The organism is Streptomyces sp. NPDC058157, from assembly GCF_042884105.1.
Classification (GTDB): Bacteria; Actinomycetota; Actinomycetes; order Streptomycetales; family Streptomycetaceae; genus Streptomyces.
In genome coordinates this window covers 1-8,963 of record NZ_JBHVUQ010000247.1, presented here as the reverse complement: position 1 = coordinate 8,963, position 8,963 = coordinate 1, and the positions used below count along the sequence as shown (strand labels likewise).

The window sequence follows — 8,963 nt, the reverse complement described above, 5'->3', positions numbered from 1 at the left end:
CACCGGCCACGCGAACCCCCACCTCCCGCCGCCGTACGGGCGCGGCGCGGGGCCCGCCGAGCAGATCGTGATCCAGCAGGAGCTCAAGGAAGCCGGCGTCAAGGTCGCCGATCTCGGGATCGCCACCTGGATCGTGCCCTCGCTGATCGCCTTCGGCAGTGACGAGCAGCGCGAGGCCTACGTCCTGCCCACCCTCCGCGGGGACGCCACCTGGTGCCAGCTGTTCTCCGAGCCGGGCGCCGGCTCCGACCTGGCCTCCCTGCGCACCCGGGCCGAGCGGACCGCCGACGGCTCCTGGAAGGTCAACGGACAGAAGGTGTGGACGAGTTCCGCGCACACCGCCGACTTCGGCATCCTGCTCGCCCGCACCGACCCGCAGGCGCCCAAGCACAAGGGCCTCGGCTACTTCGTCGTCGACATGAGGAACACCCCCGGGATCGAGATCCGCCCCCTGAAGGAGATCACCGGCGACTCCCTCTTCAACGAGGTGTGGTTCGAGGACGCCCTGCTGCCGCCCGGAGCGCTGGTCGGCGCCGCCGACGGCGGCTGGAAGGCCGCCCGCAACACCCTCGGCAACGAACGCGTCCACATGGCCGACCAGATGACCTTCGACACCGGCCTGGAGGCGCTGATCGCCGCCTCCGCCGGCCTCGACGCCTCCTACGGGGTCCGGATCGGCGCGCTCGCCGCCGAGGCGCACGCGCTCGCCTGCATCGGCCTGCGCACCACCCTCCAGCAGGTGTCCGGACTGGAGCCGGGCGCGGGCGCCTCCGTCCGCAAGCTCGTGCAGACCCCCCACCAGCAGCGGACCGCCGAGCTCGCGCTCGAACTGCTGGGCCCGGCCGGCGCGGTGCGGGAGGGGGCGGGGGAGCGCGCGGTGCACGGGATGCTGATGTCGCGCTGCCTGACCATCGCCGGGGGCACCACCCAGGTCCAGCTCAACGTCGTCGCCGAGCGGATCCTCGGCCTTCCCAGGGACTGACCGAAGGGCAGCAGTGATGAAGTCGTACATCGTGGGCGTCGGCATGACGAAGTTCGAGAAGCCGGAGTCGCGGGACTGGCAGTACTGGGACATGGTCAAGGAGGCCGGCGGCGCGGCGCTCGCCGACGCCGGCGTGGACTACGGGCTGGTCGAGCAGGTGCCGGTGGGCTACTGCTTCCAGCCCTCCACCGCCGGCCAGCGGGCCGCGTACGAACTGGGGCTGACCGGGGTCCCGGTCTACAACGTCAACAACAACTGCGCGACCGGCTCGACGGCGCTGATGATGGCCCGCCAGTTCGTGCAGGGCGGTATCAGCGACTGCGTGCTCGCGGTCGGCTTCGAGAAGATGAAGCGGGGCGCGCTGGGCGGGGGCGCCGACGGGGGCGACTTCAAAACGTCCCCGGTCGCCCGGCACTACGGGATCATGGCCGCCGCGCACGGCTTCGAGATGTCCCCGCCCACCGCGCAGATCTTCGGCAACGCCGCGCGCGAGCACATGGAGCGCTACGGGACCACGCCCGCGCAGCTCGCGGCCGTCGGCGCCAAGAACCACCGGCACTCGGCGAACAACCCGAACGCGCAGTTCCAGGACGTGTACACGGTGGAGGAGGTGCTCGCCGCCAAGACCATCCACGATCCGCTGACCAAGCTCCAGTGCTCGCCCACCTCCGACGGCGCGGCCGCCGCGCTCGTGGTCTCGGAGCGGTTCGTGGTGGCGCACGGGCTGCACGACAAGGCCGTGGAGATCGTCGCGCAGGCCATGACCACGGACACGGAGGCGAGCTTCGGCGGCTCCTGCATCGACGTGGTCGGCAAGCCGATGACGGCGGCCGCCGCCCGCCGGGTGTACGAGGACTCGGGGCTCGGCATCGAGGACGTCGACGTCGTCGAGCTGCACGACTGCTTCTCGGTGAACGAGCTGCTGACGTACGAGGCCCTCGGCATGTGCGCGGACGGGGCCTCCGGCAAACTCGTCGAGAGCGGCGCCACCACCTACGGCGGCCGCTGGGTGGTCAACCCCTCGGGCGGCCTGATCTCCAAGGGCCACCCGCTGGGGGCGACGGGGCTCGCGCAGGCGGCGGAACTGGTGTGGCAGCTGCGCGGGCAGGCGGGGGCGCGGCAGGTCCCCGCCGCCCGGGTGGGGCTGGCCCACAACATCGGGCTGGGCGGGGCCGCGGTGGTGACCCTGCTGCGCCGCTGACGGGCGGAGGGGCGGGCGGGGCGTCAGGCGCGGACCAGGCCCGGCATCAGGCGCAGCGCGTTCTCCCGGTTCACGGCCCGGCGCAGGGCCGGGGTGAACGCCGGGTCCGCGGCCAGGGCGGGGACGGCCAGGTCCGTGATCACGGCGGCCGGGCAGGCCGGCCAGTCGCTGCCGAACATGATCCGGGCGGGGTCGACGGTGGCGAGCAGGGTGCCGGCCGGGGAGAGCGGGCCGGCGGTGTCGTAGTAGAAGCGGTGCAGGTGGTCCCGTACGGCCGCGGGCTCCACGGGCGGGTCGAAGGCGTACGCGAAGGCCTCCATCCGGGTCGCGATCTGCGGGAGGAAGCCACCGCCGTGCGGCAGGACCACGGACAGGTTCGGGAAGCGGTCGAGGGTCCGGGTGCGGATCATGTTCGCGGCGGCGCGGGTGGTGTCGAGCAGGAAGTCACAGAGAAACCCCGGCACCCCGGCCACGGCCATGGGCCCCCCTCCGGGCCCGCCACCGGCACCTCCGGGCCTTCCACCGGGACCGCCCGGCCCACCGCCGGGATGCCCCGGACCACCGCCGGGGCCCCCGGGACCACCCGGGCCCCCGGGACGGCCGGAGCCCGTGCCCTGGCCCGCAGGGGCCGTCGGCCCGACCGGCTGGTTCGGGCCTCCGTGCCCGCCGGGGCCCGCGTGCCCTCCGGGCCCGCCACCGGGCCGTCCCGGACCACCGCCGGGGCCTCCGGGCCCGCCCGGCCCGCCAGGGCCCCCGCGGTCGCCGGGGGGACCGCCGGGGTGTCCCGGGCCACCGCCGGGGCCTCCGGGACCACCCGGGCCACCACCCTGACCCCCGGGACGGCCGGAGCCCGCGCCCTGGCCCGCAGGGCCCGTCGCCCCACCCGCGTCCACCGTGGGACGGCCTCCGCCCGGGCCGTCCGGGAGGACGTGCGGGTGGGTGTCCACGATGGCCGCGCGTTCGTCGAGTTCGGCGAAGATCCGGTCGTACGAGGGGTCCCCGAGGTACACCCCGCGGTAGTTCGCCGTCACGTTCACCCCCACCGCCCCCAGCTCGTCCAGACCGCGCCGCAGGGCCCAGGAGGAGACCTCCTCCTCGTCGAGGAACAGCGGCGCGTGGAACGCGAAGCGCCCCGGGTGCGCCTCCACCACCGCGGCCGCCGCCTCCATCGTCACGGCCACCGCCTCCCGCAGCTGCGCGGAACTCCCGTACCGCGCGGGCAGCATCGGCTTCAGCACGGCCACGGCGATCCCCGCCCGGTCCATCACCGCCAGCGCTTCCTCCGCGTCCCAGCCCGCCCACGGCGGCAGCGACCGCGGGCCCACCAGCCCCTGCCCCTCCGCCCAGCGGCGCCATTCGGGGGCGCAGAAGTGGTGGTGGACGTCGATCACCGCGCCACTGCCGTCGTCCTCCGCCCCGACGGCCGACGCCCCGGCCGAGACCCCGACCCCGACCCCGGCCCTGACCCCGACCGCGTCCCGGCGTCCCGCTCCGCCGACGGCCAGGCCGCCCGCACCGTATTCCGGCATGTGCGCATTTCCCTCTCGTCGGCCGTGCACCGCAAACCTCCGCACACCCTAGGGCGGCTCCCGGAAACCGTCGCCCGGAACATTCCGCCGGGGGAGCTTTCGGCTCCGAACGGGTCAATCGGGTTTCACCCTCGATCCGGCACGGGAAAGGAGCCGACTGTCAATTCCGGGTTAACCGAAGGGTCTGGGCGCGTGACGACTGAACCGACTACCGCGGCGGGTGACGGTCTCGCGCTGCACGAAGCGGTGGCGGCCGCGACGAAGAGCACGCCGGAATACCGGCAGTGCCCCTACCCGGTCTACCGGACCCTGCGCGAACAGGCCCCCGTCGCCCGCCTCACCCCGGGCCACGGCGTGGACACGTACCTGATCACCCGCTACGAGGACGCCCACGCCCTCCTCTCCGACCCCCGCATCGGCAAGGACATGCACGAGGGCATCGACCTCTACCACGCCCTGTTCGGGGACCTGTGCGAGGCGCTGGACGACAACCTCCTGTTCGCCGACCCGCCCCGGCACACCCGGCTGCGCCACATCGCCAAGACCGCCTTCACCCCGCGCCACATCCACGCGCTGCGCCCGCACATCGAGGAGCTGGCCCAGGGGCTGCTCGACCGCTGCCCCACGGACCGGCCCGTCGACCTGATGCAGGCCTTCGCGCTGCCGCTGCCCGTCATGGTCATCTGCGAGCTGCTCGGCATCGTCGGGCAGGAGCGGACCGAGGTCCTCCAGTGGTTCGCCGTCGTGACGCGCTCGCGGTTCAGCAAGGACCTCAAGGGCGACCTGGAAGAGGCCGAGATCTGGCTGCGGGACTACTTCGCCCGGCACATCCACCGCACCCGCACCCGCCCCACGGACGACTTCCTCAGCATGCTGGTGGAGACGCCGCACGAGGAGGAGCCGCTCACCGACGACGAGCTCGTCTCGATGATCTGGGTCCTCCTCTTCGCCGGGCACAAGACGACCACCCTCCAGATCGGCAATTGCGTCTTCAGCCTCCTCACCCACCCCGACCAGCTCCGGGCGGTCCAGGAGAACCGGGAACTGCTGCCGCAGGCGATCGAGGAAATGCAGCGTTTCGAGGGCTCGGTGGAAACCTCCACCTTCCGTTACGCGCTGGAGGACGTGGAAATCGGCGGGACGGTCATTCCGAAGGGCGCGGTCGTGCAGATCGCGCTGAACTCCGCCAATCGCGACCCGGAGAAATTCCCCGACCCGGACACCCTGGACTTCAGCCGGGAGGGGCTGCAGAGCAGCCACCTCGGTTTCGGCTACGGGGCCCACTACTGCCTGGGCGCGCCGCTGGCCCGACTGGAGCTGGAGGTCTGCCTGACGGCCCTGCTCGACCGCTTCCCGGACATGGTGCTGGCCATGCCGACGCCGGCGCAGGGGGACTGGCTCAAGGGGCCGTTCCCGGCCTTCCGCGGGCTGGAGAAGCTGCCCGTCGCGCTGGACCCCTCGCGGACGGTCGACGACTGGACCGCGGGGACCTGACCGGGGCCCGAGCCCCGAGGGGAGCCCCCCGCCGCCGACCGGTGGGGGGCTCCCCTGCGCGTACGCCCAGGGGACTCCCTTGCGCGTACGCCCAGGGAAGCCCCCTGCACGTACGCCCCGTCAGGGCCCCGCCAGCGCCGGGTCCACCACCGTCTCGCCCGTCGACGCCCGCCGCAGGCACTCCGCCAGCTCCTCGACCGGCCCGTCCCGCAGCACCAGCCCCGCCGCGCCCGCCGCCAGGACCGCCTCCCGCAGCCCCGGGTGCGCCGAGCCCGTGGCCACCAGCACCCGGCACTCCGGGTCCTCGGCCAGCAGGGCCGTCACCGCGTCGGGGTCCTCGACCAGCGCCACCGCCGGCCGCTGCGTCAGGGAGGCCACCACCTCGATGTCCGGCTGGAGCCCGAGCCGGAGCGCGAGCGGCGGGTTCGGCGGGTCCAGCAGGACGCGCAGGGAGCGGGCGGGCCGGTGGGCCGCGGGCATCTCATCCACCGCCGCAGGCTACCGGCCGGCCCTCCCGGATGCCCGGCAACACGTCTTGCGCCACGCTGATCTGACGTACTGTCAGCACCCTTCCCAACCGCGGGGGCGTGCGTTATACATTCCCTCAGCCGCTTCCTAGAACGCGTTCTAGAACCGGCTCCGCATGCGACCTCGGTGCGGCCGACGGTGCGGACGGTCGCGCCGAGGTCTTCCAGAGAGCAGAAGGAGCAGCATCCGAATGCCGATCGATGCCGCCAGGGCCCTCGCCGCCGACCCCCGCCAGGGGGAGATCGGCTGGGACCACAAGGACATCCAGCTCTACCACCTCGGCCTCGGCGCGGGACGCCCCGCGACCGACCCCGACGAACTGCGCTACACCCTGGAGTCCAAGCTCCACGTGCTCCCCAGCTTCGCGACCGTGGCCGGCGCCGGCATGGCCATGCTCGGCGGGCTCGCGGCCCCCGGCATCGAGGTCAACCTGGCGAACGTCCTGCACGGCGGCCACTCCATCGAGCTGCACCGGCCGATCCCCGTCAAGGGGAGCGCCACCTCCTCCTCCAAGGTCGCCGCCGTCTACGACAAGGGCAAGGCGGCCGTGATCGTGCTGCGCTCCGAGGTCTCCGACGCCGACGGGCCGCTGTGGACGAGCGACGCCCAGATCTTCGTCCGCGGCGAGGGCGGCTTCGGCGGCGACCGGGGCCCCTCCGTCCGCGGCGAGCTGCCCGAACGCGCCCCCGACCGCACCGAGGAGCGGCCGATCCGCGAGGAGCAGGCCCTGCTCTACCGGCTCTCCGGGGACTGGAACCCGCTCCACGCCGACCCCGAGTTCGCCAAGCTGGCCGGCTTCGACAAGCCGATCCTGCACGGCCTGTGCTCGTACGGGATGACCCTCAAGGCCGTCGTCGACACCGTCCTCGGCGGGGACGTCTCCCGGGTCCGCGCCTACCGCACCCGCTTCGCCGGCATCGTCTTCCCCGGGGAGACCCTGCGCATCCGGATGTGGCAGGAGCCCGGCCGCGTCCTGGTCTCGGTGACCGCCGCCGAACGCGCCGACGCCCCGGTCCTCGCCGACACGGTCGTCGAGCACGCGTAACCCCAGGCCCACGTCACAGGCACACGCCCCTAAGGAGCCGCACCGTGCGCGCAGCACTGCTGAGCGAGATAGGCCAGGACAAGCTCGAGGTCGTCGACGACATGGAAGCCGTGGGCCTGGGCCCCGGCAAGGTGCGGATCCGCATCAAGGCCACCGGCCTGTGCCACTCCGACCTCTCCGCGATGAGCGGCGTCCTGCCGCAGCCCGCGCCCTTCATCCCCGGCCACGAGGGCTCCGGGGTGATCACCGGCGTCGGTGAGGGCGTCACCGGCCACCAGGAGGGCGACCGGGTCCTCGTGTGCTGGCTGCCGCCCTGCGGGCACTGCGCCGCCTGCAAGCGCGGCCAGGGGCACCTGTGCCTGGAGAGCCTGGTCAACGCGGGCATCCCCAACTTCCGCCGGGCCGGCGGGGAGATCTTCGGCTTCGCCGCGACCGGCACCTTCGCCGAGGAGATCGTCGTCGCCGCCAACTGCGCCGTCCCGATCCCGGACGACGTGCCCTTCGACATCGCCGCCCTCATCGGCTGCGGCGTCACCACCGGACTCGGGGCGGCCATCAACACCGCCAAGGTGGAGGCGGGTTCCTCGGTCGCCGTCATCGGCTGCGGCGGCGTCGGCATCTCCGTCATCCAGGGCGCCAAGGTGCAGGGTGCGGCCCAGATCGTCGCCGTCGACCCGGTGGAGTCGCGCCGGGAGGCGGCCCTGCGCTTCGGGGCGACGGAGGCGGTCGCGCCGGACGCGTTCGAGGACGCCAAGGCCCGGATCACCTCCGGCGAGGGCTTCGACTACGTCTTCGAGGTCGTCGGCAAGTCCGTCACCGCCCGCACCGCGTACAAGATGACCCGGCGCGGCGGCTCGGTCGTGATCGTCGGGGCGGGCGCCCTCGACGACAACTTCCAGATCGACATGTTCTCGCTGTTCTTCGACGAGAAGAAGATCCTCCCCTCCATGTACGGGGGCGGGGACGTGCTGCGCTCCTACGCGCGCACCATCGAGCTGTGGCGGGCGGGCCGGATCGACCTGGCGGGCCTGATCACCCACCGGGTGCAGCTCGCCGAGATCAACGACGCCCTCGACCAGATGCGGACGGGCACGGCCCTGCGCACCTGCATAGAGATCTGAGAGGAATCCGGCACATGGCACTGCCACTTGAGGGGCTCAGCGCCATCGTCACCGGCGCCGGCCGGGGGCTCGGCCGGGCCGAGGCGCTCGAACTGGCCCGGCTCGGCGCGAGCGTGGTCGTCAACGACTTCGGCCAGAGCGGCCGCGACGGCTCCGGGGAGGCCTCGGCCGCCCCGGCGGAGGAGGTCGCCGCGGAGATCCGCGCGGCGGGCGGGCAGGCGGTGGCGCACCTGGGGGACGTGGCCGACTTCGAGCAGGCGCGGGAGCTGGTCGGCCTCGCCGTTTCCGCCTTCGGGAAGCTGGACGTCCTGGTCAACAACGCGGGGATCCTGCGCGACCGGATGGTCTTCTCGATGTCGGAGGAGGAGTGGGACTCGGTGATCCGGGTCCACCTCAAGGGCCACTTCAACACCACCCACTTCGCCTCCGCGCACTGGCGCGAGCGTTCCAAGGCGGCGGGCGGCCCGGTGTACGGGCGGATCGTCAACACCTCCTCGGAGGCCTTCCTCGGCGGCTCGGCGGGCCAGCCCAACTACGCGGCGGCCAAGGGCGGCATCGTGGGCCTGACCACCTCGACCGCCCTGGCCCTGGCCAAGTACGGGGTCACCGCGAACGCCATCTGCCCGCGCGCCCGCACCCGGATGACCGAGGACGTCTTCGCCGGCTTCCAGGTCCCCGAGGAGGGCAAGCTCGACCCGCTGGCGCCCGAGCACGTCGCCCCGCTGGTCGGCTACCTCGCCTCACCGGCCGCGGCCAAGGCCAACGGCCAGCTGTTCGTGGTGCACGGCGGGATCGTCGTGGTGATGGAACGCCCGCGGGTGGCGGCGAAGTTCGACACCTCGAAGGAGGTCTTCTCCTTCGAGGAGCTCGACTCCCTCCTCGGCCCGCACTACGCCTCCCGCCCGGCGGGCGAGACCTTCGCGGCGGCCGAGGTCCTGGGCCTCAAGCACGACTGACCTCAAGCACGACTGACCTCGGGCGCGACCGGCCTCGGGCGCGACCGACCGGAGCCCCCGCGGCCCCGCTCTCCGGCAGGGGGGAGCGGGGCCGCGGGGCCTCACCC

Annotated in this window: 8 protein-coding genes; 6 read left to right on the top strand and 2 right to left on the bottom strand. The window is 73.3% G+C overall.

What is annotated here, in order from left to right; translation table 11 throughout:
• Together ACFVXK_RS34290 and ACFVXK_RS34285 are read left to right on the top strand one after the other, a co-directional pair.
• A partial coding sequence (locus ACFVXK_RS34290) for an acyl-CoA dehydrogenase family protein (protein ID WP_389619834.1) occupies window positions 1-982 on the top strand: 982 nt, incomplete at its 5' end.
• Window positions 983-998: 16 nt separating this feature from the next.
• On the top strand, window positions 999-2,183 hold the full coding sequence (locus ACFVXK_RS34285; RefSeq protein ID WP_389619831.1) for a lipid-transfer protein: 1,185 nt from the start codon (window positions 999-1,001) through the stop codon (window positions 2,181-2,183).
• A gap of 23 nt (window positions 2,184-2,206) precedes the next feature.
• On the opposite strand, the gene ACFVXK_RS34280 is transcribed toward ACFVXK_RS34285, so the two are convergent.
• Window positions 2,207-3,712, bottom strand: coding sequence for an amidohydrolase family protein (locus tag ACFVXK_RS34280; protein WP_389619828.1), 1,506 nt, complete (start codon window positions 3,710-3,712; stop codon window positions 2,207-2,209).
• 192 nt (window positions 3,713-3,904) lie between these two features.
• On the opposite strand from ACFVXK_RS34280, the gene ACFVXK_RS34275 reads away from it, so the two are divergent.
• Complete coding sequence (locus tag ACFVXK_RS34275) at window positions 3,905-5,206, top strand: cytochrome P450 (RefSeq protein WP_389619825.1); 1,302 nt, start codon at window positions 3,905-3,907, stop codon at window positions 5,204-5,206.
• Window positions 5,207-5,326: 120 nt separating this feature from the next.
• On the opposite strand, the gene ACFVXK_RS34270 is transcribed toward ACFVXK_RS34275, so the two are convergent.
• Window positions 5,327-5,686, bottom strand: coding sequence for a DNA-binding response regulator (locus tag ACFVXK_RS34270; RefSeq protein ID WP_389619837.1), 360 nt, complete (start codon window positions 5,684-5,686; stop codon window positions 5,327-5,329).
• A gap of 238 nt (window positions 5,687-5,924) precedes the next feature.
• Between ACFVXK_RS34270 and ACFVXK_RS34265 the strand changes: the two genes are divergently transcribed.
• From ACFVXK_RS34265 to ACFVXK_RS34255, 3 genes are read left to right on the top strand one after another with little or no spacing between them, the layout of a single operon-like run.
• Window positions 5,925-6,779 (top strand): MaoC/PaaZ C-terminal domain-containing protein, encoded by an 855-nt coding sequence (locus tag ACFVXK_RS34265; protein ID WP_389619821.1) that lies wholly within the window; start codon window positions 5,925-5,927, stop codon window positions 6,777-6,779.
• Between the two features lie 44 nt (window positions 6,780-6,823).
• Window positions 6,824-7,900 carry a Zn-dependent alcohol dehydrogenase gene (locus ACFVXK_RS34260; RefSeq protein WP_389619818.1) on the top strand — a complete coding sequence of 359 codons (1,077 nt, stop codon included), beginning with the start codon at window positions 6,824-6,826 and terminating at the stop codon, window positions 7,898-7,900.
• Between the two features lie 14 nt (window positions 7,901-7,914).
• Window positions 7,915-8,856, top strand: coding sequence for a 3-oxoacyl-ACP reductase (locus ACFVXK_RS34255; protein WP_389619815.1), 942 nt, complete (start codon window positions 7,915-7,917; stop codon window positions 8,854-8,856).
• Window positions 8,857-8,963: the final 107 nt, after the last annotated feature.